The organism is Paracoccus sigandri (assembly GCF_003709565.1).
GTDB classification, from domain to species: domain Bacteria; phylum Pseudomonadota; class Alphaproteobacteria; order Rhodobacterales; family Rhodobacteraceae; genus Paracoccus; species Paracoccus siganidrum.
In genome coordinates, this window is record NZ_QNRC01000018.1 from 37,269 (window position 1) to 61,357 (window position 24,089).

The following is a 24,089-nucleotide window of genomic DNA, read 5'->3' on the forward strand; positions in this document are numbered from 1 at the left end:
GAGCGAATGTCGGGCCATGGTGCCGATGAAACAAGTTAACGGATCAAATGCCGTGTAATTCGGGCTCAGTCGTAACTGCGCCGGTCCTCGATCACCTTGCCGTCATTGGGCAGGCTGCCGGGGGTGACGATCTCGATCCGGCCCTTCAGCTTCAGCGTGTCGGCGACGCTGGCGGCATAGGCCTCGCCGCTGTCGGCGGTGGATTCCAGCTGCACGGTCATCACGTCCATCTCGCCCGAGCGGTCGGCGATGACGCGGGCGCGGGCGATCTCGGGATGGCGGGCGACCAGCGCGGCGACCTGTTCGGGGCGCACGAACATGCCCTTGATCTTGGTCGTCTGGTCGGCGCGGCCCATCCAGCCCTTGATGCGCATGTTCGTGCGGCCACAAGGGCTTGTGCCGGACATGACCGCGGACAGGTCGCCCGTCGCGAAGCGGATCAGCGGATAGTCGGGGTTGAAGCTGGTCACGACGACCTCGCCGACCTCGCCTTCGGGGACCGGGTCGCCGGTGCCGGGGCGGACGATCTCGACGATGACGCCCTCGTCGACGATCATCCCCTCCATCGCCTCGCTTTCATAGGCGATATTGCCCAGATCGGCGGTGGCATAGCATTGCCGCGTCACGATGCCGCGATCCGCATAGGCCTGCCGCAGCGACGGAAACAGCGCCCCCCCGCCCACGGCCGCGCGGGTGATCGACAGCCGCTCGCCCATCTCGTCGGCGCGGTCCAGGATCACCTTCAGGAAATCCGGCGTCCCGGCATAGACCGTGGTGCCGATATCGACGGCGGCGCGGACCTGCAATTCGGTCTGGCCGGTGCCGGCGGGCAGGACGGCGGCATCGACGGCGCGCGCGCCCGATTCGAACATCATCCCCGCCGGGGTCAGGTGATAGCCGAAGCAGTTCTGCACGATGTCGCCCTGGCGCACGCCGGCCGCGAACAGGAAGCGGCCCAGGCGCCACCAGTCGCCGTCGCGCCGGCCGGGCTCGTAGATCGGGCCGGGGCTCTGGAAGATATGGTCGAACTCGGCTGCCAGCCGCGTCGCATAGCCCCCGAAAGGCGGCGATTTCTTCTGCGCCTCGGACAGCTCGGCCTTGCGGATCACCGGCAGCGAAGCCAGCGCGGCGCGGTCGCGAACCTGCTGCGGATCAACCTCGCGCAGCAGCCGCGCCAGCGCCGGCGCGGTCCTGGCCCGCTGGATCGCGGCGGGAAGCGCCTCGGCCAGCGCCTCCTCGCGCTCGGCGGGATCGCGGGTCTCCAGATCGTCGTAATGGGCGGTCATCCCTGTCACCTTGTCCGTGCTGCTTCGTTTGCGGGTCCGTCACTCACGCCAGCCAGCGCTTGCGGCGGCGATAGCTGCGAACGTCGCGGAAGGACTTGCGGCCCTCGTCCGACATGCCCAGGTAGAATTCCTTCACGTCCGGATTCTCGCGCAGCGCATCGGCCGGGCCGTCCATGACCACGCGGCCGCTTTCCAGGATATAGCCGTAATGGGCATAGCGCAGGGCGACATTGGTGTTCTGCTCGGCCAGCAGGAAGGTCACGCCCTCGCCCTCGTTCACGGCCTTCACGATCTGGAAGATCTGCTCGACCAGTTGCGGCGCCAGGCCCATCGAGGGCTCGTCCAGGAGGATCGTCTCGGGGCGGCTCATCAGCGCGCGGCCCATCGCGACCATCTGCTGCTCGCCGCCCGAGGTATAGCCCGCCTGGCTTTTCCGCCGTTCCATCAGGCGCGGGAAATAGCTGTAGACCATCTCCAGGTCCTGCCGGATCGCGGCCGCGCCGTCGCGGCGGGTATAGGCGCCGGTCAGCAGGTTCTCCTCGACGGTCAGGTGCTCGAAGCAATGGCGGCCCTCCATCACCTGGATGACGCCGCGCTTGACCAGCGCGGCCGGGTCCAGGTCGGTCACCCGGTCGCCGCGATAGGTGATGCTGCCCTTCGTCACCTCGCCCCGTTCGCTGGCCAGAAGGTTCGAGATCGCCTTCAGCGTCGTGGTCTTGCCCGCGCCGTTGCCGCCCAGGAGCGCGGTGATGCCGCCCTTCGGAACCGAGAGGCTGACGCCCTTCAGCACCAGAATGACGTGATTGTAGATCACCTCGATATTGTTGACCTCAAGAAGGGTCTCTTTCTGCGCGTCGGTCATGGCGTCCAGCATGGCATTCCCCCGGAGAGACCCCCGGCGACCCATCGGCCGCCGGGGCGTTGCGGATCAGCAGCGCGGCTCGATGCCGGCTTCCTTCGCATAGGCTTCGCTGTCCTCGGCGATCAGCGGGCCCAGAACGTCCTGGTCCGGCTCGGTGAAGTCGGTGATCAGGGTCCATTTGCGCTCGGTCGCGTCCCATTGCTGCACGCGGGCCATGCCGCTGCCGCCGTGGTTCTCGCAGCTCATGGTGATCGCGGGGCCGAAATCGGGCAGGCCCAGCTCCTCCAGCCGCTCGGCCGAGATCTCCAGCGCCTCGAACCCGTCGCGCAGCTGCGCCGGGGTGATCTGCGAGGTGCCGGCCAGCTCCTGCGCCTTGGCGATGGCCTCGGCGATGACCACGGCCGCATACATGCCGCGCGAATACAGCACCGAGCCGACGAACTGGCCGCCCTGCGACGCCTTGCCGGGATCGATGACATATTGCTTCATGTCGTCATAGATCGGATAATCCATGCCGACGCCGTGGAAGGTCAGCGCCTTGTAGCCATTGGCCGCGGCCCCCACCGGCTGCACGTCGACCTCGGATCCCGACCAGTAGGTGCCGATGAAGTTCTCCATCGGGAAGCGGATGTTGGCGGCCTCCTGGATCGCGGTCTGGTTCATCACCCCCCAGCCCCACATCAGCACGTAATCCGGCCGGTCGCGGCGGGTCTGCAGCCACTGGCTCTTCTGCTCCTGCCCCGGCGGGTCGATGGGCAGCGCCGAGAAGGTGAAGCCGTGCTTCTCGGCCAGTTCCTCCAGCGTGCGGATCGGCTCCTTGCCATAGGCCGAGTTGTGATAGACCAGCGCGATCTTCTTGCCGCTCAGGTCGCCGCCATTCTCGTCCAGCAGGTATTTCACCGCGACCGAGGCGCCGTCCCAGTAATTGGCGGGCGCGTTGAAGACCCATTCGAACACCGCGCCGTTCTTGGCCGAGGTCCGCCCATAGCCCGGCGTGTAAAGCGGGATCTGGTCGGCGGCGGCCTTCGGGATCAGCTGATAGGTGATGCCGGTGGACAGCGGGTTGTAGACCAGCGCGCCGCCGCCCTTGGTCGCCTCATAGCATTCGACGCCCTTCTCGGTGTTATAGGCGGTCTCGCATTCCGGGACCCGGATCGTCTCGCCGCCGATGCCGCCGTCGCGTTCGTTCAGCAGGGTGAAATAGTCGTTGAACCCGTCGGCATATTGCGTGCCGTTCGCGCCGTAAGGGCCGGTGCGATAGGACAGGTTCGGCACGACCAGATCGGCCATCGCCGGCGCCGCGGCCATGAAGGCGCCTGCGGCCAGGGTGGTGAATTTCAGTTTCATTCGGGTCTCCTCCCCAAGATGAGATATGCCGGTTCGCCCGGTTCTGTCGGAAATCAGTGCGGGAACGGCCACAGCCGCAGCTTCTCCTTGGTCAGCTGCCACAGCCGGGCAAGGCCATGCGGCTCGACGATCAGGAAGAACACGATCAGCGCGCCGACGATCATCAGCTCGATATGGGCGGCCAGGTTGGTGGGCCAGCCGAAGCTGCCGACCAGGATGTTCTTCAGCAGCACCGGCAGCAGCACCAGGAAGGCCGCGCCCGCGAAGCTGCCGAAGATGCTGCCCAGCCCGCCGATGATGATCATGAACAGCACCAGGAAGCTCTTGTTGATGCCGAAGGCCTCGTTGGCATCGGCCGCGCCCAGATAGACCGCGAAGAGCAGCGCCCCCGCGATGCCGATCAGGAAGCTGGAGACCGCGAAGGCCGACAGCTTCGCGGTCAGCGGGTTCACCCCGATGATCTCGGCCGCGATGTCCATGTCGCGGATCGCCATCCACTTGCGCCCCAGCGTGCCGCGCGTCAGGTTGCGCACCGCCCAGGCCAGCACGAACAGGAAGCACAGGCAGATCAGGTACTTGGCCGGTGCGCTGGTGGTCGGCCCGGTCACCGCATAGCCGAAGACCCGCCGCGTCGGCGCGGTGATCTGGCCCGAGGCGGAATAGTTGTAGAACCACGGCACCTTGTTGAACAGCCAGACCAGGAAGAACTGCGCGGCCAGCGTCGCCACCGCCAGGTAGAACCCCTTGATCCGCAGCGAGGGCAGCCCGAACAGCACCCCCACCGCCGCGGTGATGCCCCCGGCCAGCAGGATGTGGATGACGATGCTGACCTCGGGGAACGAGGTCATCAGCTTGTAGACCGCATAGGCGCCCACCGCCATGAAGCCGCCGGTCCCCAGGCTGACCTGCCCGGCATAGCCGGTCAGCACGTTCAGCCCCAGCGCCGCGATCGCATAGATCAGGAACGGCACCAGCACGGCATTGGCCCAATAGGCGTCGATATAGATCGGGACGACCAGGAAGGCCGCGGCCAGGATGACGTAATAGCCCCAGCGATCCAGCCGGATCGGGAATGTCTGGCCGTCGTCGCGATAGGTGGTCTTGAAGTCGCCTGCCTCACGGTAGAACATCGCGTTACTCCTCGCTCGGGCTGTCTGCGGCGGCGTCGCGCCCCATCGCCGGATCGGCCTCCGAAGCGACGGCAAGCCCTGCCGCTTCCGCCCTCCGGGCCTTCTCTGTTGTCCAAATACCCCCGCCGGAGGCGTCGAAATCCATCATGGTCACACCCGCTCGATGATCCGCTCGCCGAACAGGCCCTGCGGCCGGAAGACGAGGAAGACCAGCGCCAGCACATAGGCGAACCAGTTCTCGGTGGCGCCGCCGACCAGCGGGCCGATCCAGAATTCGAACAGCTTCTCGCCCACGCCGATGATCAGCCCGCCGACGATGGCGCCGGGGATCGAGGTGAAGCCGCCCAGCATCAGGACCGGCAGCGCCTTCAGCGCGATCAGCGACAGGCTGAACTGCACGCCCGACTTGGTGCCCCACATGATGCCCGCGACCAGCGCGACGAAGCCGGCGATCGACCAGACCATCACCCAGATGAAGCGCAGGCTGATGCCGACCGACAGGGCCGCCTGGTGGTCGTCGGCCACGGCGCGCATCGCCCGGCCCTGCTTGGTATATTGGGCGAAGGCCACCAGCGCCGCGACCAGCAGCGCCGCGATCATCGTGGCCCAGATGTCCAGCCGGTCCAGGAAGAAGCCATAGCCCAGCCAGTCCGCGGTCATCGTCTCGACCGTGTCCGAGATCCCCTGCGGCAGGCCGACATCCAGCGTCTTGATGTCCGCGCCCCACATCACGTCGCCCATGCCCTCCAGGAAATAGGCCAGGCCGATGGTGGCCATGAACAGGATGATCGGCTCCTGCCCGACCAGGTGCTGCAGCACCAGCTTCTCGATCAGGAAGGCCAGCAGCACCATGATCCCCGCGGTCAGCGCGATGGCCAGGATCGAGGGCACGGTCCAGCCGAAATGGTGCAGGTTGGTGCCGAACATGGCGTTGATCAGATGCGCGAAGGGCACCTGGCCCTGCTGGATGCCGACCAGCGTCAGCGCCGCGAACAGCGCCAGCACCCCCTGCGCATAGTTGAACACGCCCGAGGCCTTGAAGATCAGCACGAAGCCAAGCGCGACCAGCGAATACATCACGCCGGCCATCAGCCCGTTCAGGAACACCTCGGCGGCGAAGAAAAGCTGGTCCATCAGAGGGTCCTCCGGCGGGGTTGCGGCTGGGTGTTCAGGTGGGCGCGGTCAGTCATGGGCCACCCCCAGATAGGCGTCGATGACTTCCTGGTTGCTGCGCACCTCGTCGGGGGTGCCGTCGCCGATCTTGCGGCCGTAATCCATCACCACCACCCGGTCCGACAGGTCCATGACCACGCCCATGTCATGCTCGATCAGCGCGATGGTCGTGCCGAATTCGTCGTTCACGTCCAGGATGAAGCGGCTCATGTCCTCCTTCTCCTCGACATTCATGCCCGCCATCGGCTCGTCCAGAAGCAGAAGCTGCGGCTCGGCCGCCAGGGCGCGGGCCAGCTCGACCCGCTTCTTCAGCCCGTAGGGCAGCCGGCCGACCGGGGTCTTGCGGATGTTCTGGATCTCCAGGAAGTCGATGATCTTCTCGACCTGCTCGCGGTTCTCGTTCTCCTCGCGCTCGGCCCGGCCCCACCACAAAGCCTGGCTGAAGAAGCCCGCCTTCATGCGGTTCAGCCGCCCGGTCATGATGTTGTCCAGCACCGTCATGCCGTCGAACAGGGCGATGTTCTGGAAGGTCCGGGCAATGCCCAGGCGCGCGACCTGGTAGGGCCTCATCGGCCCGCGCTTCTCGCCGCGGAACCAGACCTCGCCCTCCTGCGGGACGTAGAAGCCCGAGATCACGTTCAGCATCGAGGACTTGCCGGCGCCGTTGGGGCCGATGATGGCGCGGATCTCTCCCTGCCGGATGTCGAAGCTGATGTCCTTGATCGCCACCACGCCGCCAAAGCGCAGGGTGATGTTCTTCATGTCCATCAGCACGCCGCCGATCTGGCGGCCGTCCGCGGTGACATGGCCGTCTTGCATCTGCTGGTTCATTGCGCCGCCACCTTCTGTTCCGCGCCCGGAAAGACCTGCGCATCCTCGATCTTCAGCGTCGCCTTGATGCGGCCCTTGCGGCCGTCCTCGTAGGTCACCTCGGTTTCCGTGTAGATGCTGGGCGAGCCGTCATAGAGCGCGCCGACCAGGTCGGCGAATTTCTCGCTGATGACGGCGCGGCGGACCTTGCGGGTGCGGGTCATCTCGCCGTCGTCGGGGTCCAGTTCCTTGTGCAGCACCAGGAAGCGGTGGATCTGGCAGCCCGACAGCATCGCATCCTCGGCGATGGATCGGTTGACCTCCTCGACATGGCTCTTGATCGTCGCATAGACCTGCGGATGGCCCGCCAGTTCCTGGTAGGAGGCATAGGCGATGTTGTTCCGCTCGGCCCAGTTGCCGACGGCGCCCAGGTCGATATTGATCATCGCGGTGCAATAGTCGCGGCCGTTGCCGATCACCACGGCTTCCAGGATGTTGGGATAGAACTTCAGCTTGTTCTCGACATATTTGGGCGCGAACATGCTGCCATCGGCCATCTTGCCCACGTCCTTGGCGCGGTCGATGATGCGCAGATGGCCGCTGCCCGGCTCGAAGAAGCCGGCATCGCCCGTCGCCACCCAGCCCTGCGCATCCTTGGTCGATGCCGTGCTTTCGGGATTGTTGAAATATTCCACGAAGGTGCCGGGGCCGCGATAGAAGACCTCGCCGTTCTCGGCGATCTTCACCTCGACGCCGGGGCTGGGCACGCCCACCGTGTCCGAGCGCACCTGCCCGTCGGGCTGCTGGGTGATGAAGACCGAGGCCTCGGTCTGGCCGTAGAGCTGCTTCAGGTTGATCCCCAGGCTGCGGTAGAAATCGAAGATCTCGGGGCCGATCGCCTCGCCGGCGGTATAGCCGACGCGGATGCGGCTGAACCCCAGCGTGTTCTTCAGCGGGCCATAGACGAGGAATTTCCCCAGCGCGTAAGAGATCCGGTCGCCGAACCCGACCGGCTGGCCGTCCAGCAGCGCCGGGCCGACGCGGCGGGCGACAGCCATGAAATGGCGGAACAGGCGCTGCTTCAGGCGGCTGGCATCCTCCATGCGGATCATCACGCTGGTCAGCTGGCCCTCGAAGACGCGGGGCGGGGCGAAGAAATAGGTCGGGCCGATCTCGCGCAGGTCGGTCATCATCGTCTGCGCGCTTTCGGGGCAGTTGACGGTGAAGCCCGCCGAATAGGCCTGCGCGATGGAAAAGATGAAATCGCCGACCCAGGCCATCGGCAGATAGGCCAGGACCTCTTCCTTCTCGGTCAGGCGGTCGAATTCGCAGGTATTGCGGCCGGTCTCGATGATGTTGCGGTTCGACAGCACCACGCCCTTGGGCTTGCCGGTCGTCCCCGAGGTATACAGCATCACGCAGGTGTCGTCGTAGCCCAAGGCGGCGATGCGGCCGTCCAGCTCGTCGCCCAGGCGCGCCGCGGCGGCGCGGCCCTCGGCCTGAACGTCGGCCAGGGCGTTCATGTGGCTGTGGTCGTATTTGCGCATCCCGCGCTTGTCGGTATAGACGATATGCTCGATCGCGGGGGCGCGGGCGCCAACCTCCAGCACCTTGTCGACCTGTTCCTGGTCGCCGCAGATCACGAAGCGCGCGCCGCAATGGTCCAGCACATAGGCCATCTCTTCGGCGACGGCGTCCTGATACAGCGGCACCGGCACCGCGCCGCACATCTGCGCGGCCACCATCGCCCAGTAGTGGGCCGGACGGTTGCGCCCGATCACCGCGACATAATCGCCCTGCCGCAGTCCCAGCACCAGGAAACCCAGCGCCAGCGCGCGGATCTCGTCGGCGGCCTCGGCCCAGGTCCAGCTTTGCCAGATCCCGAATTCCTTCTCGCGATAGGCGGGCCGGTTGCCGAAACGGGCCACATTCCGCGCCAGCAGCGCGGGAACAGAGTGCAATTCGCCCCGGGGCGCCTGCCGTTCGGTCATGTATCCTCCCTGTCGCGCCGGTTGCGCGTCGCGCCGCAGGGGTCCCCCTCCCCTTCGGCTGCCCGCAATCTCACCGGCAATCTTTGCCGCAGTTTTGCCTGATTCCAACAAAATGTTACAGACTTCCGCCGGCGCCGCCGCGATGCTAACCCTGCCCGCGAGAGAGGAGATCGACATGCGCCCCCAGACCGGCCCAAGACCATGATTTCCGACCAGCTTCGGACGGAACTGACGCGCTCGGGGCTGAACCTGATCGGCCAGGCGCTGTCGATCTTCGATGCCGGATTGCGGCTGGCCGTGGCCAATCGCCAGTACCAGGCGATGTTCGAGCTGCCCGAGGAACTGACCCGCCCCGGCGCCAGCTTCGAGGACACGATCCGCTTCCTGGTCCGGCGCGGCGAATACGGGCCGCAGGACGACCCCGAGGCCGCCGTGGCCCTGCGCGTGGCCCAGGCCCGCACCTTCCAGCCGCATTACTTCGAACGCGAGCGCGCCAATGGCCGCTGGATCGCGGTCGAGGGCGCGCCGCTGTCGCAGGGCGGCTGGATCGCGGTCTATACCGACATCACCCCGATCAAGCGGCAAGAGGCGCTGCTGCGCGCCCATTCGGCCGAACTGTCCGAGCAGGTGCTGGAAAACGCCGAGCGCCTGGCCGCCGCCAACCGCGAACTGGCCGCGACCAACGCCGCCCTGCAGGAAACCCAGCGCGTCCTGACCCGCAACGAGGCCCGCACCCGGCAGGTGACGGAAATGGTGCCCGCCCATATCGCCCATATGGACGCGGAATACCGCTATACCTTCTCGAACCGGCAGCTGCCGCTGGTCTTTCCCGGCGCCTCGGACCAGATCGTCGGGCGCCGCATCGAGGAGGCCCTGGGATCCGAGACCTTCACCCGCCTGCGCCCGCATCTGGACCGCGCGCTGTCGGGCGAGCCGCAGGTCTTCGAGATCACCCACCCGACCTCGGGCCGCCGCATCCGCATCGCGCTGACCCCGGACCGCGACGGGCATGGCGTCTATATCCTGTCCACCGATGTCAGCGCCGAGGTGCAGGCCCGCGAGGCGCTGGCCCATGCCTCGCGCCGGTCGCTGGCCGCGCAGCTGACCTCGGGTCTGGCGCATGATTTCGGCAACCTGCTGACCATCATCCTGGCGCTTCAGGGCCGGCTGCAGGCGATGGATCTGCCCGAGGCCGCGCAGGTCGATGTCGAGGCGACGCTGAGCGCCGCCCGCCGCGGCGTGGCGCTGCTGGACCGGCTGGCGCGGATCAGCGCCCCGCGGGAACCCTCGTTCCAGCCCACCGACCTGCCGGCCCTGCTGCGCGACCTGGGCTCGATGGCGCGCCCCTCGCTGACCGAGGGGACGGTGCTGGACATCCGCATGGACCTGCCGCCCGGCCCGCTGCTTCTGGATCCCGGCGCGCTGCAGGATTCGCTGCTGAACCTGATCCTGAACGCCGATGCCGCCATGGCCGGCCCCGGCCGGATCACCCTCAGCGCCCGCACCAGCGGCGACTGGATCGAGATCTCGGTCGAGGATACAGGCCCCGGCTTCTCGGACGAGGCGCTGCGCCGCGCGACCGAGCCCTTCTATTCGACCAAGAAGGGACAGGGCTCGGGCCTCGGGCTGTCGATGGTCTATGACCAGACCAAGCTGGCCGACGGCACCCTGCGGCTGGGCAATACCGCGCATGGCGCCCGCGTCAGCCTGCGCCTGCCGCTGCGCCCGGTCGCCCCGCAGATGGTGCTGCTGGTCGAGGACGACGACACCATCCGGGCCGAGGTCCGCTCGATGCTGACCGGGCTGGGCCATTCGGTGATCGAGGCCGCCAGCCTGTCCGAGGCCCGCGCCCTGACCGACCTGCCCGGCCTCAGCCTGGTGCTTTCGGACATCCAGCTCGGCGACGGGCTGGGCCGGGACCTGGTCGGCGGCCCGCTGCCGGCGCTGCTGATGACCTCGCTGCAGCCGGGCGACCCGCTGCGCGCGGATCCCGGCTGCCCGGTGCTGACCAAGCCCTTCACCGCCACCCGCCTCGCCGCCGCCCTGGCCGAGGCGGCACCCAAGGATCCCGCATGACCGACGCGCCCCTGATCGCGATTCTGGACGACGAGCCGGAAATCCGCCGCCTGCTCTCCTCGGCGCTGGAGGAGGCGGGCTTCCGCACCACCGCCTTCGCCCGCGCCACCGAATTCGAGGCCGCCCTGCGCCGCATCACCCCCGATGCCTGCCTGATCGACCTGGGCCTGCCCGACCGCGACGGGCTGGCGCTGGTCCACCGGCTGGCCACCGAATCCGGCGCCGCGATCATCATCATCTCGGGGCGCGCGCAGGTGCAGGACCGGGTGACGGGGCTGGAGCTGGGCGCCGACGACTACATCATCAAGCCCTTCGAGCCCGCCGAGGTCATCGCCCGCATCCGCGCCCGCCTGCGCCGCCCGGCCCAGCCCGCCGGCCGCGCCAACCAGACCGTCCGCTTCGCCGGCTGGACCGCCGATTTCGACCGCTACATGCTGACCGCCCCGGACGGCGCCGAAACCCCGCTCAGCCATGCCGAGGCCGAGGTCTTGCGCATGTTCACCGACAATCCGCGCCGGCTGATCACCCGCGGCCAGATGCTGGAAACCCTGGGCGGCGCGGCGGGCGACAGCTTCGACCGGGCCATGGACGTCCGCATCTCGCGGCTGCGCACCAAGCTGGGCGAGGACCCGAAGAACCCGCGCCTGATCAAGACGATCTACGGCGCGGGCTATATCTTCCTGGCCGAGATCGCCTGACCGCCCCCGCTTTCATCGTGGCCGCTTTCATCTTGGCCCAAATATCCCGGGGGGGTCGCCGGAACGGCGACGGGGGCAGAGCCCCCAGCGCCCTCCGACGTCAGGCGTCGCGGTCCCAGCCCGAGATGAACTTGGAATCCATGAATTCCTCGATCCCCCAGACGCCGCCCTCGCGCGCCCGCCCCGACGCACCGACGCCGCCGAAGGCCGATCCCGCGCCGCGCGGCTCGCCGTTCATCTCGACCATGCCCGCCCGCAGCCGCCGCGCCAGCCGGTTGCGCCGCGCGCCGTCCTGCGACTGGACATAGTTGGTCAGCCCGTAGATCGTGTCATTGGCGATCTCGACCGCCTCGTCCTCGCTGTCGAAGGGGATGATCGACAGGACCGGGCCGAAGATCTCCTGCCGGGCGATGGTCATGTCGTTCGTCACGTCGGCAAAGACCGTCGGGCGCACGAAATAGCCGCGGTTGACGCCCTCGGGCAGGCCGGGGCCGCCCGCGACCAGCCGCGCGCCCTCATCGATGCCCGCCTGGATCAGGTCCTGGATCTTGTCCCATTGCTGCTTGCTGACCACCGGCCCGATATGCCGGCCCGGCTGGTGGGCGGTGGCCACCGCGGTCTCCTGGGCCACCGTCGCCGCCGTCTCGACCGCCCGATCATAGACCGAGCGCTCGACAAGCATCCGTGTCGGCGCGTTGCAGGACTGGCCGCTGTTGTTGAAGCAATGCCGCGCGCCGCGCCGGACAGCCTCGTCGTCGGCATCGGCAAAGACCAGGTTCGCCCCCTTGCCGCCCAGTTCCAGCACCACCTTCTTCTGCGTATCGGCGGCCGCCTTGGTGATGGCGATGCCCGCGCGGGTCGAGCCGGTGAAGCTGATCATCTCGACGTCGGGATGAACCGAAAGCTGCGTGCCCACGCCCGGCCCGTCGCCATTGACCATGTTGTAGACGCCCTTCGGCAGCCCGGCCTCGTCCAGGATCTCGGTCCAGACGATCGAGGACAGCGGCGCGATCTCGGACGGCTTCAGCACCACCGTGTTCCCCGCCAGAAGCGCCGGGATCACCTTCAGCGTCACCTGGTTCATCGGCCAGTTCCAGGGGGTGATCAGGCCGACCACGCCGACCGGCTCCCACGCGACCATGGTGGTCGGCGCATGATCGCCAAGCGGGCGGATGAATTCGAAATCCCGGAAGGCGGTGATGAAGTTCTGGATGTGATAGATGCCCGCGCCGGTCTGGTCCCCCAGCGCCATGTCCTGCGGCGCGCCCATCTCGGAGGTGATCGCGGCGGCCATGTCGGGCGCGCGGCGCTTGTAGATTTCCAGGATCTTCTCGACATAAGCCAGCCGTTCGGAGGCCGGGACCGCCGACCAGGCCGGGAAGGCCGCCTTCGCCGCCACCACCGCGCGATCCGTATCGGCCTGGTCGCCCAGGCTGATGACCGCCACCGGCTCCTCGGTCGAGGGGTCGATGACCTCCAGGTCCTTCGGCCGGGCCGGGTCCACCCAGGCACCGTCGATATAGAATTTGCGCTTGTCCATGATCTCGGTCATCGGGTTCTCCTGTCTTGCGGTCGTGGCGGAGGGTGGCACCCCGTCCCGCCGGCTGCAAGGCCCCCGCCCCAACGTCCCGCCGCGGCGGTGCGAGTCACTGGCATTTCCCCGCGGCGCGCCTATGTTGTGGCCGAGGCAACCAACCGAAAGGACGCGCCCCATGTCCCTGCGTATCAACGACACCGCCCCCGATTTCACCGCGAATTCGACCGAGGGCGAGATCCGATTCCATGAATGGCTGGGCGACAGCTATGCCATCATCTTCAGCCATCCGCGGGACTTCACGCCGGTCTGCACGACCGAATTCGGCGCCGTCGCGCAGCTGATCCCGGAATTCGAGAAGCGCAACACCAAGGTCATCGGCGTCTCGGTCGATTCGGTCGACGACCACCAGAAATGGAAGCGCGACATCGAATCCGTCGCCGGCACGCCCGCGAATTTCGCGGTCATCGACGACAGCGACCTGACCGTGGCCAAGGCCTTCAACATGCTGCCCGCCGACTATTACCTGCCGACCGAGGGCCGCACGCCGCAGCATTCGGCCACCGTGCGGACCGTCTTCATCATCGGCCCGGACAAGAAGATCCGCCTGACCATGACCTATCCGATGTCGGTCGGCCGCAACTTCGCCGAGATCCTGCGCGCGCTGGACGCGGTGCAGAAGACCGACGGCGTGCCCCTGGCCACGCCCGCGAACTGGGTGCCCGGCCAGGACGTGATCGTGGCCCTGGCGCTGGACGACAAGGCGGCCGAGGAGAAATACGGCGCGCTGGACATCAAGCTGCCCTATCTGCGCTATGCCAAGGACCCGGCCTAGGCCCGGCGCGAACCACATGGAACGGCGGGCCATCCCGCCGTTCCGCTAGCGCGCCGCAGCGGCGGCCTTTTCCAGGTATTCCCGCGCCACGACCTCGTTCATGTAGCGCACCACCTTGCGCCGAACGCAGTATTTCCGCTGCATCGTCAGCTGGCCCAGGACCTGCTTGCGTTCCCGGTTGAACAGCGAAAGCCGGCGGCGAATGCTGATCGGACGCCGCGGGGGCAGGAGGTCGGCGATCCGGTCCGCGTGAAACTGCCAGATCTGCGCCAGGTTGGTCTGCCAGTTCCACGGCTTGTTGTTGACGACATAATGCAGCACGGCCGGGTGATGCGGAAAATCCTCGGGCCGCTTGTAGCTGGCAGGATCGGAATACACGTTGAAACGCAGGGGCAGCAAGGTCATGCGGTCCCGGGCGACGATGTTGATCGCCGACTGGTCCTCGCTCAGCAGCGGTTTCTGCGGGTCCGAAAGGCAGGCGACGCACAGATCGGCCACCTTCTCGGCGCGCCAGACCGGCAGGTTCATGACCAGCAGCCCCGCATTCACATAGCTGCCGATGACATGCCCGGTCGCGTTCACCTCGATCGGGTCGGGGCTGGGGCAAGGCACCGCCGCGACGATATTCCGCCCCAGTTCGACCTCATTAAGCGGGCTCAGGTCGTCCATCACCACCATGTCGCAATCCATGTAGATCACGCGATCCTCGGCCGGAAACAGTTGCGGGATCAGCAGGCGAAGATAGGTGCTGCATGTCAGGTGACGGCGCTTGACCATCAGACCGGAAAAGGCCGTTTCGCCCACCTCGACCCGTTGGATATCGACCTGCAGCCGTTCGGCAAGCCGGTCGATGCGCGCGCGGTTTTCGGGCGAGATGCCCATATCGAGCACCGCAAAGCGCGCATCCGGGTTGTGAAATGCCGCCGAGGCGACAAGCACCAGCACGCCGGGGACGTAATTGTCGTCAGAGCCTGTGATGATAAGCATGGAAAGCAATCGTCCTGACCAACCGTGTAAACGTCACTCTCCGGCCCATGCCCGGCGGAGCCAGTCGACGTTTCCGACGCGGCGGTACCACTTGCCTCCTTTTCCGGCAAGGACCTCCGCCATCTTCGGGGCGCCTGCGAAAAGCACAATCCTGGCATCGGCAGGACAGCGCGGCTCGCTCAGATAGCTGCGCAACCCCCGGCCGACGCAATCGTTCTTGAAACTGACGCACCAGCCGCGCGGCCAGTAGCCAAGCTTGCCCTGCCGGTCAAGCAGATCGCTGACCATCTGCTGTTCATGTTCATAGCTGGCGGCGGCGGCGATCGGGTCGGCCAGATAGGTTTCCAGGATCTCGGCATGGTTCCCGATCCGGAAGCGGAACACCGAGGTATTGCCGACCATGTGCAGGAACCTGTCGCGCGCCGGACGCAGGCGACGCAGCGGCTTGGGGCGGAACAGGTCATCGTCGCGGATGATCAGCACCTCTCCGGGCAGGCTGAAGAAAGGATCCAGCCCGCCCACGATCACCAGATCGAGGTCCAGAAACAGCGCCGTGCCCTGCAGCCCGCCCAGGTCGCGCCTGAACAGGGACAGCTTGCGCCAGCGGGTATCCGCGCTGCCCTGGGGCAGGCCAAGATCCGGCAGCGGCATCGACGTGATCTGCGGGTCGAGGTCCCGCGCATCATCCGTGAAGCAGACGAAGCGAAACGGCCGCGCCAGGTTGCGGCGCACGCCATGGAAAAGGTTGTTCACATCCTGCGCCGTGTAGAGCGTTCCCCATTTCATGCAGAGGATGTTGACGGGGATGTCTGCCATGCGTGCCCATCCTGCAGAATTCGCATCATCGCCACTGTGCCCCACCCGGAACATCGCCACAAGCGCGAGGGGATCACAGGAAAAAGCCCCGCACAAGGCGGGGCTTTTCCACGAATCAACCGCCGATCACTCGGCCGATTCCTCTTTGCGCTCGGTGATCTCCTCGCCGGTCTCCTGGTCGACCATCTTCATGCCCAGGCGGACCTTGCCGCGGTCGTCGAAGCCCAGAAGCTTGACCTTCACTTCCTGGCCTTCCTTCAGGATCTCGTTCGGATGGCCCAGGCGGCGGTTGGCGATCTGGCTGACATGGACCAGCCCGTCGCGCTTGCCGAAGAAGTTCACGAAGGCGCCGAAATCGACCAGTTTCACGACCTTGCCGGTATAGACCTGGCCCTCTTCCGGCTCGGCCACGATCGAATAGATCATGTCATGGGCCTTCTTGATCGAATCGGCATTGGCCGAGGCAATCTTGATGGTGCCGTCGTCGTTGATGTCGACCTTCGCGCCCGAGGTTTCCACGATCTCGCGGATGACCTTGCCGCCCGAGCCGATCACTTCGCGGATCTTGTCGGTCGGGATCTGCATCGTCTCGATGCGCGGGGCATGGGCGGAAAATTCGCGCCGGCCTTCGGTCAGGGCCTTCGACATCTCGGCCAGGATGTGCATCCGGCCGTCCTTGGCCTGCGCCAGGGCCTGCTCCATGATCTGCGGCGTGATGCCCGCGACCTTGATGTCCATCTGCAGGCTGGTGATGCCGTTTTCCGTGCCCGCGACCTTGAAGTCCATGTCGCCCAGGTGATCCTCGTCACCCAGGATGTCGGTCAGCACCGCGTATTTGCCGTCCTCTTCCAGGATCAGGCCCATGGCGACGCCGGCGACCGGCGCCTTCAGCGGCACGCCCGCATCCATCATCGACAGCGAGCCGCCGCAGACCGAGGCCATCGAGCTGGAGCCGTTCGATTCGGTGATCTCGGACACGACGCGGATCGTGTAGGGGAAGTCGGTCGCAGCGGGCAGCACCGCCTGCAGCGCGCGCCATGCCAGCTTGCCATGGCCGATCTCGCGGCGGCCGGGGCTGCCGACGCGGCCAACCTCGCCGACCGAATAGGGCGGGAAGTTGTAGTGCAGCAGGAAATTGCTGCGGAAATTGCCGTGCAGCGCGTCGATGATCTGCTCGTCATCGCCGGTTCCCAGCGTGGTCACGACCAGCGCCTGGGTCTCGCCGCGGGTGAACAGCGCCGAGCCATGGGTGCGCGGCAGGATGCCCACTTCGCTGTCGATGCCGCGCACGGTCTTCGTGTCGCGGCCGTCGATGCGGGCGCCGCCATTGATGATGTCGCCGCGCAGGATGCCCGATTCCAGCTTCTTCAGCGCCGAGCCCAGGTTCGGATCCAGCAGCGCGGCCTCGTCCAGGCCCTCCAGGATCTTCGCCTTGGCGGCGTCGATCGCGTCGCGGCGCTCGCCCTTGTCGCGGATCGCATAGGCGGCGCGCATGTCGGCCTCGCCCAGTTCCTTCACGCGGGCATAGAGCGCGCTGTAATCCGGGGACTGGAAGTCGAAGGGCTCTTTCGCGGCGGCTTCGGCCAGGTCGATGATCAGGTCGATCACCGGCTGCATCGCCTCGTGGCCGAACTTCACGGCGCCCAGCATCTCTTCCTCGGTCAGCTCATAGGCTTCCGATTCGACCATCATCACGGCGTCCTTGGTGCCGGCGACGACCAGGTCCAGGCGCTGTTCGGGGTTGTTGCGCAGCTGGTCCATGTCCGAAACCTCGGGGTTCAGGACATATTCGCCATTCGCGAAACCGACGCGGGCGGCGCCGATCGGGCCCATGAACGGCACGCCCGACAGGGTCAGCGCGGCCGAGGCGGCGATCATCGCCACGATATCGGGATCGTTGACCAAGTCATGCGACAGCACGGTGCACATCACCAGCACTTCATGCTTGAAGCCGGGGGCGAACAGCGGGCGGCAGGGACGGTCGATCAGGCGCGCGGTCAGCGTCTCCTTCTCGGTCGGGCGCGCCTCGCGCTTGAAGAAGCCGCCGGGAACCTTGCCCGCGGCATAGTATTTTTCCTGGTAGTGGACCGTCAGCGGGAAAAAGTCCTGGCCCGGCTTCGGTTCCTTCGCGAAAGTGACATTGGCCATGACGCTGGTCTCGCCCAGGGTGGCGATGACCGAGCCGTCGGCCTGACGGGCAACCTTGCCCGTTTCCAGCGTGAGCGTTTCCTGGCCCCACTGGATGGATTTCTTCACTTCATCAAACATCTGATTTCCTCTGGCGACGCGCCGGCCCTTCCGGTCGCGTCCCGTGTCCTATGGCGGCCCCATTGCCGCCGCCCCGATCCTTTCGCATGTGCCCCGGGGCCGGGCCTCACGTCACAGATTGGGGGGCCATACAGCAAAACAAGGGATTTGGGAAGCCAAAGCGGAAGCGCCGCCCCCTTGCGAATCGCGCCCCGCGCCACCGGCCCCCACGCCCCCCAGACTCAATGCAAAACGCCCGCGGCGGTGGCCACGGGCGTTTGGACAGTCAACCGGATCGGGTCAGCGGCGCAGGCCCAGCTTGCCGATCAGCGCGGTATAGCGCGACTCGTCCTTGCGCTTCAGGTAGTCCAGCAGCTTGCGGCGCTGCGCGACCATCATCAGCAGACCACGGCGCGAATGGTTGTCTTTCTTGTGGGTCTTGAAATGCTCGGTCAGCGTGGCGATGCGCGACGACAGAATCGCCACCTGCACCTCGGGCGAGCCGGTATCGCCGGCCGTGGTGCCGTATTCCTTGATGACGCGGGCCTTTTCCTCGACAGTGATCGACATCGGGGTCTCCTTTCGGATCAGAGGGTTATGGCGCAGGCCGGGATGTCGTCCAGCACTGGCCCATGGAGTGTCGCCGCAGGGGCGAGGCCCCGGCGGATGAGCGCCTATAGGGGATAACGCCGGCAAAGGCAACGAATTCGAGACAGGGCCGCGAAAATCCCCCCTCCTCGCAGCTGGTCCCGCAGCCGGTCCCGGCCAGCGCCCGGATCAGTCCCGCAGCGGAACGATCGAGATGCTGTCCACCGTCAGGCCACCGTCCTGCAGCAGGCGGCCGACCGGCTCTCCGTTCACGCGAACCAGCAGGGTGCCGTCCAGGTCGCGATGCAGGTCCACCACGGCGCTCTCCAGGATGCCGGCGGGCAGGTGCAGCTCCATCCGATCCTCGCGCGCGTCGAAATCGGCGATGATCGGCGCCTCGGCGACGGCCGTGCGCAGCACGAAGGTATCGGCCCCCTCCAGCCCCTCGGCGAAATCGCCCGAGCCGGGGACCAGCGTGTCGTCCCCCTCGCCGCCATGCAGCCAGTTCATCTGCGGGCCGTCATGGCCGATCAGCAGGTCGTTGCCGCGCCCGCCGTCCAGATCGCTCATGCCGGGACCGGCGATCAGCACGTCGTCGCCGTCATGGCCCGACAGCCAGTCGTTGCCGGGACCGCCATGAAGCGTGTCGTTGCCCTCGCCGCCCAGCAGCGTGTCATTGCCCGGCCCGCCATGGATCAGGTCGTCGCCGCCCTGCCCGCACAGCGAATCATCGCCCGCGCCGCCCCAGATGACGTCATCGCCGCCCGGCCCATAGATGCCGTCGCCCTGCACCCAGTCATCCCCCGCGCCCGCGAAGATCGTGTCGTTGCCCAGCCCGCCGCGAATGTCGTCATGGCCCGCGCCGCCCCGGATCAGGTCGTCGCCGTCGCCGCCATGCAGCAGGTCGTCACCGTCACTGCCCAGAAAGGTCTCTCCGCCCGTGTCGGGATCGGGCATCACCGGCGGAAGGGCATCGCCGTCCGTGGGCAGGTCGTCCCCTTCGTCATCGGTCTTTCCGGCGGGGGTCAGCCCGGTCATGTCGACGGCAAGGCCCGCCATCAGCAGCGTCATCAATCCCGCGAACAAAAACATGACACAACATCCCGAAACACATGGGTGGCAATCCGGCCCGGACCGAACATAGCCCAACCCTTACCGTTAAGGAAATCTTTTCCTAAGAAAGGGTTAAGGCCAGGCGACCGGCGCGACGGCATAGCCGACATAGAGCGGATGGCGCGGCGCGCCCTGCCGGGTCAGGCCCAGATGCCACAGCCCGCAGCCGCTGTCGCGCAGCATCGCCTCGACCTGGGCGCCGCGGCCCAGATGGCTGCCATGCGCGCCCCAGGCACAAAGCACCATATCCGCCCAGCCCACCGATTCGCGCAGGATCCGGTCGTTCTCGGGGCCGATCGGCGCGGCGGCGGCCTTCAGGTCCCTCGGCGAGGTCGCGCACCAGGCGAAGATGTTGACGACGCGAAAGGCGCCATGGCCAAGCGCCACCGCCCGGCGCTCGCAGCGTTCGACCGTCGGGTCGTTGCGCCGCTCATCGGCGGTCGATGGGTTCAGCATCACGAAAAGCAGCCGCCGGCCCGGCCCCCATTGCCGGGTCAGCGCATAGCGATAGGCGCCGCATTCGGAATAGAGCGCGACCGAATGCCGCCCGCCCTGCCGATGCCGCCTTTCGATCATCGCCACCGGCCCATCCCCGTCATCGCCATGAAAGTCATCGCCACGAAAAAACCCGCCATTGCGGGCGGGTCGTTTCGTCTTCGCGGTGATCGTTGACCCGATCGCGCCGGTCTCAGCCCTGGCGGGCCTTGAAGCGGCGGTTGGTCTTGTTGATCACGTAAATGCGGCCCTTGCGGCGCACGACCTGGCAGTCGCGGTGCCGGCTCTTGAGCGAGCGGAGCGAATTGCGAACCTTCATCGGTCTTCTCCATCGTCGCGGCTCGCAGCCGCCTGGAAAACGAAATGCCCCCGACGCCATAGCCGGGGGCGGCGAAATAATGGTGGGCGGTACTGGGATCGAACCAGTGGCCACTACGATGTCAACGTAGTGCTCTACCGCTGAGCTAACCGCCCGTTCCTTGCGATCCCGTCGGCGTTTCAGGGAAACACCGGGCCGGAACCCCTCGGTCCGCGTGTCTATATAGTTCCGCCGCGGGGGTTTCAAGACCTATTGGCGAGGTCTTTTTTTGGTCTATAACGGAAGGAACCTTCGGCTGCCGGGACGCGACCTTGACTGCCCCAGACCTGCCTGTCTTCCTGACGCGCCCCAAGCACTGGGCAAGCGGCGTGATCTTCGGCTCTCCGCATTCCGGCAATCATTATCCCGACTGGTTCCTGGCCGAAACCAGCCTTCCCATGCCCGTGCTGCGCAGTTCCGAGGACGCCTTCGTGGACCGGCTGATCGCCTCGGCCCCGGATTTCGGCGCCGTCACGCTCTGCGCCCGGCTGCCGCGCTGCATCGTCGACCTGAACCGCGGCCCCGACGAGATCGACCCGCTGGTGGTGCGCGGCGTGCCGCGCCATCCGCTGAACCAGCGCACCCTGGCCGGGCTGGGGGTGATTCCCCGCGTCGTCTCGCAGGGGCGGCAGATCCTCGACCGGCCGATCGAGCGCGCCGAGGCCGAGCGCCGCATCGGCGCCTATTGGCGCCCCTATCACGACGCGCTGGCCGGGCTGATCGCCGAAGCCAAGGCGCGGTTCGGGCAGGCGATCCTGATCGACATGCATTCGATGCCGCGCGAGGCGCTGTCGCATCTGCACGGGCAGCGCCCGGACATGGTGCTGGGCAACCGCCACGGATTGTCGGCCGCCGCCCGGATCACCGATGCCGTCGCCGACGCGATCGAGGCCGAGGGCTGGCGGCTGCGGCGCAATTCGCCCTTTTCGGGCGCCTTCATCACCCAGGCCTATGGCCGTCCGGGCCAGAACATCCATGTCGTGCAGCTGGAAATCGACCGCTCGCTCTACATGGACGAAGGCAGCATCGAGCCGCGCCCCGACTTCGCCGAATTCGCGCAGCGGATGCAGCGCGTGGTCCGCAAACTGTCCAGGCTGGAAGCCGACGGCGCGGCCGGGGACCGGATCGCCGCCGAATAGCCGCGGCGGGACCGGCCCCGCCCCGTTCGGATCCCGTTCGGATATGGCGTCCGGCGGCATTTCGGCTTACCACTCTGGCGATTGCAATCCGTATCCGATCGGTTCCGACAGCTTGATTTCGCATCATTTCCGCGCCTGAGATCCCGCAAAGCGCCCCAGAAGGAGTTATGTGATGGACGACCTGACCCTTGCCCTGACCGATCTGCTCAGCCGGAACCTGGCGCTGATCGTCCTGGCCATCGTGATCTTCCTGGCGGTCAGCTCGGCCGTGCGGATCGTGCCGCAATCCGAGAAATTCGTGGTCGAGCGATTCGGCCGCCTGCGCGCCGTGCTGGGGCCGGGGATCAACTTCATCGTGCCCTTCCTCGACCGGGTGGCCCACAAGATCTCGGTGCTGGAACGGCAGCTGCCGACCAACAGCCAGGATGCCATCACCGCCGACAACGTGCTGGTCGAGGTCGAGACCAGCGTCTTCTACCGCATCATCGAGCCGGAAAAGACCGTCTATCGCATCCGCGACGTGGATGCGGCCATCGCCACCACGGTCGCGGGCATCGTGCGCTCCGAGATCGGCACGATGGAGCTGGACCAGGTCCAGTCGAACCGCGCCCCGCTGATCAACCGGATCCGCGAATCGCTGGCCAATGTGGTCGACGACTGGGGCATCGAGGTGACGCGGGCCGAGATCCTGGACGTCAACCTGGACGACGCCACCCGCGCCGCCATGCTGCAGCAGCTGAATGCCGAACGCGCGCGGCGCGCGCAGGTGACCGAGGCCGAGGGCAAGCGCCGCGCGGTCGAACTGGCCGCCGATGGCGAGCTTTATGCCGCCGAGCAGCAGGCCAAGGCCCGGCGCGTGCTGGCCGAGGCCGAGGCCTATGCGACCACCGCCATCGCCGAAGCCATCGCGAAGAACGGGCTGGAGGCCGCGCAATACCAGGTGGCGCTGAAACAGGTCGAGGCCTTGACCGAGGTCGGGCGCGGCGAGGGCCGGCAGACGGTGATCGTGCCCGCCGCCGCGCTGGACGCGTTTTCCGATGCCTTCGGGCTGCTGAAAGGACGGGGATGATGCTGAACGGCTGGTGGTGGCTGATCGCGGCGCTGGTCCTGGCGGCGCTGGAGCTTTTCGCGCCCGGCTGGGTGTTCCTGGGCATCGCCGGGGCCGTCGCGGTGATGGGCCTGGCGCTGCTGTCGGGCCTGTGGACGGCGGGGCTGCCGGTCACGCTGGTCGCCACCGCGATCCTGTCGGGGGTGATCTGGCTGCTGCTGCGCCGCCTGATCGGGGTGCGCGAGGGGCAGGTGCGGATCTGGGACCGCGACATCAACGACTGATGGCGCGGGGATCGGCCGCGGATGGGTATTTGGGCAACGAAGAAACGCCCTTTCACGGCGCGAAGCTGCTGCTGACCCAGGGCGGGCGACTGCTGACGCTGCTGCGCGACGATTTTGGCCATATCCCCTTTCCCGCCCATTGGGACCTGCCCGGCGGCGGCCGCGAGGGCGAGGAGAGCGCGCTGGCCTGTGCCCTGCGCGAGCTGGAGGAGGAATTCGGCTTGCGGCTTCCCGCCCGGCGGCTGAGCGGGCGGGCCTTTCCCTCGCATCAGCGGCCCGGCATGGTGTCCTGGCTGTTCAGCGGCACGATCCGCGCCGCCGAGATCGCCGCCATCCGCTTCGGCCCCGAGGGGCAGGAGTGGCGGATGATGGCGATCAGGGATTTCCTGGCCCATCCGCGCGCCGTCCCGCATTTCAGGGACTGGGTGCGGGCGGTCATCGGCTGAGGGGGGCCGTCAGGGCAGTTCGGCCAGGATCGCCTGCGCGGCGGCGCGGGGATCGTCGGCCTTCCAGACCGGGCGGCCGACGACGATGTGGTCGGCCCCGGCGGCGATGGCGCTGGCCGGGGTCTCCACCCGCTTCTGGTCGCCCAAGGCCGCGCCCGCCGGCCGCACGCCCGGCGTCACGATCAGCCGCGATCCGGGCAGGGCGCGGATCGCCGCGGCCTCGCGCGGGGAACAGATGATGCCGTCGGCGCCGGCATCAAAAGCGCGGGCGGCGCGTTCCACGGTGATCTGGTGCAGATCGCCCGGCCGGATCATCCCGGCATCCAGGTCAGCACGGTCCAGCGAGGTCAGGATGGTCACGCCGAGAATCTTCAGATTGCTGCCCGCGGCGCCCTGTTTCGCGGCGCGGACCACATGCGGATCGCCATGCACGGTCAGGAAATCCAGATCGAACCGGGCCAGCCCGCGCACCGCGGCCTCGATGGTGGCGCCGATGTCGAACAGCTTCATGTCCAGGAAGATGCGCTTGCCGCGTTCCTGCTTCAGCTCGTTGGCCAGCGCCAGCCCGCCGCCGGTCAGCATCCCCAGCCCGATCTTGTAGAAGCCGACGGCATCGCCCAACCGGTCCGCCAGATCCAGCCCCGCCACCGCGTCCGGCACGTCCAGCGCCACGATCAGCCGATCATCCATCCCTGCCCTCATCATCCATGAAATCGCGGCGTTATGACACAAGCGGAAGCGGCTTGAAAGCGCCGGGAAAGATCCCAAATCTATCTCGAAGACCCGGACAGGGGGCGTGCCGAAGCCGGGCGTCCGCGACACGGGG

At 67.1% G+C, this 24,089-nt stretch carries 23 protein-coding genes and 1 tRNA gene; 7 read left to right on the top strand and 17 right to left on the bottom strand.

Annotated features, from left to right (window positions below; translation table 11 throughout):
* Nucleotides 1–65 precede the first annotated feature (65 nt).
* The 7 genes from C9E82_RS15805 to C9E82_RS15835 form a co-directional block, all read right to left on the bottom strand.
* Nucleotides 66–1,286 carry a phenylacetate--CoA ligase family protein gene (locus C9E82_RS15805; protein WP_119897547.1) on the bottom strand — a complete coding sequence of 407 codons (1,221 nt, stop codon included), beginning with the start codon at nt 1,284–1,286 and terminating at the stop codon, nt 66–68.
* A 43-nt stretch (nt 1,287–1,329) separates the two neighbouring features.
* The gene (locus tag C9E82_RS15810; RefSeq protein WP_119897548.1) at nt 1,330–2,160 is read right to left on the bottom strand and encodes an ABC transporter ATP-binding protein; all 831 of its coding nucleotides are present in this window, start codon (nt 2,158–2,160) and stop codon (nt 1,330–1,332) included.
* A 54-nt stretch (nt 2,161–2,214) separates the two neighbouring features.
* Nucleotides 2,215–3,495, bottom strand: a complete 1,281-nt coding sequence (locus tag C9E82_RS15815; RefSeq protein WP_119897549.1) for an ABC transporter substrate-binding protein — start codon at nt 3,493–3,495, stop codon at nt 2,215–2,217.
* Nucleotides 3,496–3,548: 53 nt separating this feature from the next.
* Nucleotides 3,549–4,625, bottom strand: a complete 1,077-nt coding sequence (locus C9E82_RS15820; RefSeq protein WP_119897550.1) for a branched-chain amino acid ABC transporter permease — start codon at nt 4,623–4,625, stop codon at nt 3,549–3,551.
* 150 nt (nt 4,626–4,775) lie between these two features.
* Complete coding sequence (locus C9E82_RS15825) at nt 4,776–5,762, bottom strand: branched-chain amino acid ABC transporter permease (RefSeq protein ID WP_170162037.1); 987 nt, start codon at nt 5,760–5,762, stop codon at nt 4,776–4,778.
* Nucleotides 5,763–5,807: 45 nt separating this feature from the next.
* Nucleotides 5,808–6,629, bottom strand: a complete 822-nt coding sequence (locus tag C9E82_RS15830) for an ABC transporter ATP-binding protein (protein WP_420849812.1) — start codon at nt 6,627–6,629, stop codon at nt 5,808–5,810.
* Nucleotides 6,626–8,599: an AMP-binding protein gene (locus tag C9E82_RS15835; RefSeq protein WP_119897552.1), complete on the bottom strand. Its 1,974-nt coding sequence runs from the start codon at nt 8,597–8,599 to the stop codon at nt 6,626–6,628. Before C9E82_RS15835 ends, C9E82_RS15830 begins: the two co-directional genes overlap by 4 nt.
* 201 nt (nt 8,600–8,800) lie before the next feature.
* Here C9E82_RS15835 and C9E82_RS15840 point away from each other — a divergent pair, with 201 nt between their 5' ends.
* Nucleotides 8,801–10,675 carry a PAS-domain containing protein gene (locus C9E82_RS15840; RefSeq protein WP_119897553.1) on the top strand — a complete coding sequence of 625 codons (1,875 nt, stop codon included), beginning with the start codon at nt 8,801–8,803 and terminating at the stop codon, nt 10,673–10,675.
* Nucleotides 10,672–11,373 (top strand): response regulator transcription factor, encoded by a 702-nt coding sequence (locus C9E82_RS15845; RefSeq protein ID WP_119897554.1) that lies wholly within the window; start codon nt 10,672–10,674, stop codon nt 11,371–11,373. The genes C9E82_RS15840 and C9E82_RS15845 overlap by 4 nt, the downstream gene beginning before the upstream one ends.
* Nucleotides 11,374–11,473: 100 nt before the next feature.
* Here the strand turns inward: C9E82_RS15845 and C9E82_RS15850 are convergent, their stop codons facing one another.
* The gene (locus tag C9E82_RS15850) at nt 11,474–12,916 is read right to left on the bottom strand and encodes an aldehyde dehydrogenase family protein (RefSeq protein WP_183154097.1); all 1,443 of its coding nucleotides are present in this window, start codon (nt 12,914–12,916) and stop codon (nt 11,474–11,476) included.
* Between the two features lie 169 nt (nt 12,917–13,085).
* Here C9E82_RS15850 and C9E82_RS15855 point away from each other — a divergent pair, with 169 nt between their 5' ends.
* On the top strand, nt 13,086–13,742 hold the full coding sequence (locus tag C9E82_RS15855) for a peroxiredoxin (RefSeq protein ID WP_119897556.1): 657 nt from the start codon (nt 13,086–13,088) through the stop codon (nt 13,740–13,742).
* A 45-nt stretch (nt 13,743–13,787) separates the two neighbouring features.
* Here C9E82_RS15855 and C9E82_RS15860 read toward each other — a convergent pair whose 3' ends face one another.
* From C9E82_RS15860 to C9E82_RS15895, 8 genes are all read right to left on the bottom strand, one after another.
* A complete protein-coding gene (locus tag C9E82_RS15860) occupies nt 13,788–14,729 on the bottom strand; it encodes a glycosyltransferase family 8 protein (RefSeq protein ID WP_119897557.1) in 942 nt (313 codons plus the stop codon).
* Nucleotides 14,730–14,762: 33 nt separating this feature from the next.
* Nucleotides 14,763–15,545 (bottom strand): hypothetical protein, encoded by a 783-nt coding sequence (locus C9E82_RS15865; protein ID WP_119897558.1) that lies wholly within the window; start codon nt 15,543–15,545, stop codon nt 14,763–14,765.
* 126 nt (nt 15,546–15,671) lie between these two features.
* Nucleotides 15,672–17,813 (bottom strand): polyribonucleotide nucleotidyltransferase, encoded by a 2,142-nt coding sequence (pnp, locus tag C9E82_RS15870; protein ID WP_119897559.1) that lies wholly within the window; start codon nt 17,811–17,813, stop codon nt 15,672–15,674.
* 279 nt (nt 17,814–18,092) lie between these two features.
* A complete protein-coding gene (gene rpsO / locus C9E82_RS15875) occupies nt 18,093–18,362 on the bottom strand; it encodes a 30S ribosomal protein S15 (RefSeq protein ID WP_119899219.1) in 270 nt (89 codons plus the stop codon).
* Nucleotides 18,363–18,569: 207 nt separating this feature from the next.
* Nucleotides 18,570–19,472, bottom strand: a complete 903-nt coding sequence (locus tag C9E82_RS15880; RefSeq protein WP_119899217.1) for a calcium-binding protein — start codon at nt 19,470–19,472, stop codon at nt 18,570–18,572.
* A 93-nt stretch (nt 19,473–19,565) separates the two neighbouring features.
* Nucleotides 19,566–20,069, bottom strand: a complete 504-nt coding sequence (locus C9E82_RS15885) for a DUF1643 domain-containing protein (protein ID WP_119899215.1) — start codon at nt 20,067–20,069, stop codon at nt 19,566–19,568.
* Nucleotides 20,070–20,181: 112 nt separating this feature from the next.
* Entirely contained in the window at nt 20,182–20,307 is a 126-nt protein-coding gene (ykgO, locus tag C9E82_RS15890) for a type B 50S ribosomal protein L36 (protein WP_042245282.1), read from the bottom strand.
* A gap of 80 nt (nt 20,308–20,387) precedes the next feature.
* Nucleotides 20,388–20,462, bottom strand: a tRNA-Val gene (locus C9E82_RS15895).
* 156 nt (nt 20,463–20,618) lie between these two features.
* Between C9E82_RS15895 and C9E82_RS15900 the strand changes: the two genes are divergently transcribed.
* The 4 genes from C9E82_RS15900 (at nt 20,619) to C9E82_RS15915 (ending at nt 23,263) form a co-directional block, all read left to right on the top strand.
* Nucleotides 20,619–21,485: an N-formylglutamate amidohydrolase gene (locus tag C9E82_RS15900; RefSeq protein WP_240643602.1), complete on the top strand. Its 867-nt coding sequence runs from the start codon at nt 20,619–20,621 to the stop codon at nt 21,483–21,485.
* Between the two features lie 172 nt (nt 21,486–21,657).
* Nucleotides 21,658–22,554 carry an SPFH domain-containing protein gene (locus C9E82_RS15905; protein ID WP_119899213.1) on the top strand — a complete coding sequence of 299 codons (897 nt, stop codon included), beginning with the start codon at nt 21,658–21,660 and terminating at the stop codon, nt 22,552–22,554.
* Nucleotides 22,554–22,817, top strand: a complete 264-nt coding sequence (locus tag C9E82_RS15910; RefSeq protein ID WP_119899211.1) for a hypothetical protein — start codon at nt 22,554–22,556, stop codon at nt 22,815–22,817. The genes C9E82_RS15905 and C9E82_RS15910 overlap by 1 nt, the downstream gene beginning before the upstream one ends.
* Nucleotides 22,818–22,846: 29 nt before the next feature.
* Nucleotides 22,847–23,263, top strand: coding sequence for an NUDIX hydrolase (locus C9E82_RS15915; protein WP_240643601.1), 417 nt, complete (start codon nt 22,847–22,849; stop codon nt 23,261–23,263).
* A 9-nt stretch (nt 23,264–23,272) separates the two neighbouring features.
* Here the strand turns inward: C9E82_RS15915 and pyrF are convergent, their stop codons facing one another.
* The gene (gene pyrF / locus C9E82_RS15920) at nt 23,273–23,953 is read right to left on the bottom strand and encodes an orotidine-5'-phosphate decarboxylase (RefSeq protein WP_119899206.1); all 681 of its coding nucleotides are present in this window, start codon (nt 23,951–23,953) and stop codon (nt 23,273–23,275) included.
* Nucleotides 23,954–24,089 lie beyond the last annotated feature (136 nt).

Excerpts from the sequence above, each read along its gene's own strand:
- C9E82_RS15805 (WP_119897547.1), bottom strand. The coding sequence starts at position 1,286 with ATGACCGCCCATTACGACGATCTGGAGACCCGCGATCCCGCCGAGCGC.
- C9E82_RS15810 (WP_119897548.1), bottom strand. The coding sequence starts at position 2,160 with ATGCTGGACGCCATGACCGACGCGCAGAAAGAGACCCTTCTTGAGGTC.
- C9E82_RS15815 (WP_119897549.1), bottom strand. The coding sequence starts at position 3,495 with ATGAAACTGAAATTCACCACCCTGGCCGCAGGCGCCTTCATGGCCGCG.
- C9E82_RS15820 (WP_119897550.1), bottom strand. The coding sequence starts at position 4,625 with ATGTTCTACCGTGAGGCAGGCGACTTCAAGACCACCTATCGCGACGAC.
- C9E82_RS15830 (WP_420849812.1), bottom strand. The coding sequence starts at position 6,629 with ATGAACCAGCAGATGCAAGACGGCCATGTCACCGCGGACGGCCGCCAG.
- C9E82_RS15835 (WP_119897552.1), bottom strand. The coding sequence starts at position 8,599 with ATGACCGAACGGCAGGCGCCCCGGGGCGAATTGCACTCTGTTCCCGCG.
- C9E82_RS15840 (WP_119897553.1), top strand. The coding sequence starts at position 8,801 with ATGATTTCCGACCAGCTTCGGACGGAACTGACGCGCTCGGGGCTGAAC.
- C9E82_RS15845 (WP_119897554.1), top strand. The coding sequence starts at position 10,672 with ATGACCGACGCGCCCCTGATCGCGATTCTGGACGACGAGCCGGAAATC.
- C9E82_RS15855 (WP_119897556.1), top strand. The coding sequence starts at position 13,086 with ATGTCCCTGCGTATCAACGACACCGCCCCCGATTTCACCGCGAATTCG.
- C9E82_RS15860 (WP_119897557.1), bottom strand. The coding sequence starts at position 14,729 with ATGCTTATCATCACAGGCTCTGACGACAATTACGTCCCCGGCGTGCTG.
- C9E82_RS15865 (WP_119897558.1), bottom strand. The coding sequence starts at position 15,545 with ATGGCAGACATCCCCGTCAACATCCTCTGCATGAAATGGGGAACGCTC.
- pnp (WP_119897559.1), bottom strand. The coding sequence starts at position 17,813 with ATGTTTGATGAAGTGAAGAAATCCATCCAGTGGGGCCAGGAAACGCTC.
- rpsO (WP_119899219.1), bottom strand. The coding sequence starts at position 18,362 with ATGTCGATCACTGTCGAGGAAAAGGCCCGCGTCATCAAGGAATACGGC.
- C9E82_RS15880 (WP_119899217.1), bottom strand. The coding sequence starts at position 19,472 with ATGTTTTTGTTCGCGGGATTGATGACGCTGCTGATGGCGGGCCTTGCC.
- C9E82_RS15885 (WP_119899215.1), bottom strand. The coding sequence starts at position 20,069 with ATGATCGAAAGGCGGCATCGGCAGGGCGGGCGGCATTCGGTCGCGCTC.
- ykgO (WP_042245282.1), bottom strand. The coding sequence starts at position 20,307 with ATGAAGGTTCGCAATTCGCTCCGCTCGCTCAAGAGCCGGCACCGCGAC.
- C9E82_RS15905 (WP_119899213.1), top strand. The coding sequence starts at position 21,658 with ATGGACGACCTGACCCTTGCCCTGACCGATCTGCTCAGCCGGAACCTG.
- C9E82_RS15910 (WP_119899211.1), top strand. The coding sequence starts at position 22,554 with ATGCTGAACGGCTGGTGGTGGCTGATCGCGGCGCTGGTCCTGGCGGCG.
- pyrF (WP_119899206.1), bottom strand. The coding sequence starts at position 23,953 with ATGGATGATCGGCTGATCGTGGCGCTGGACGTGCCGGACGCGGTGGCG.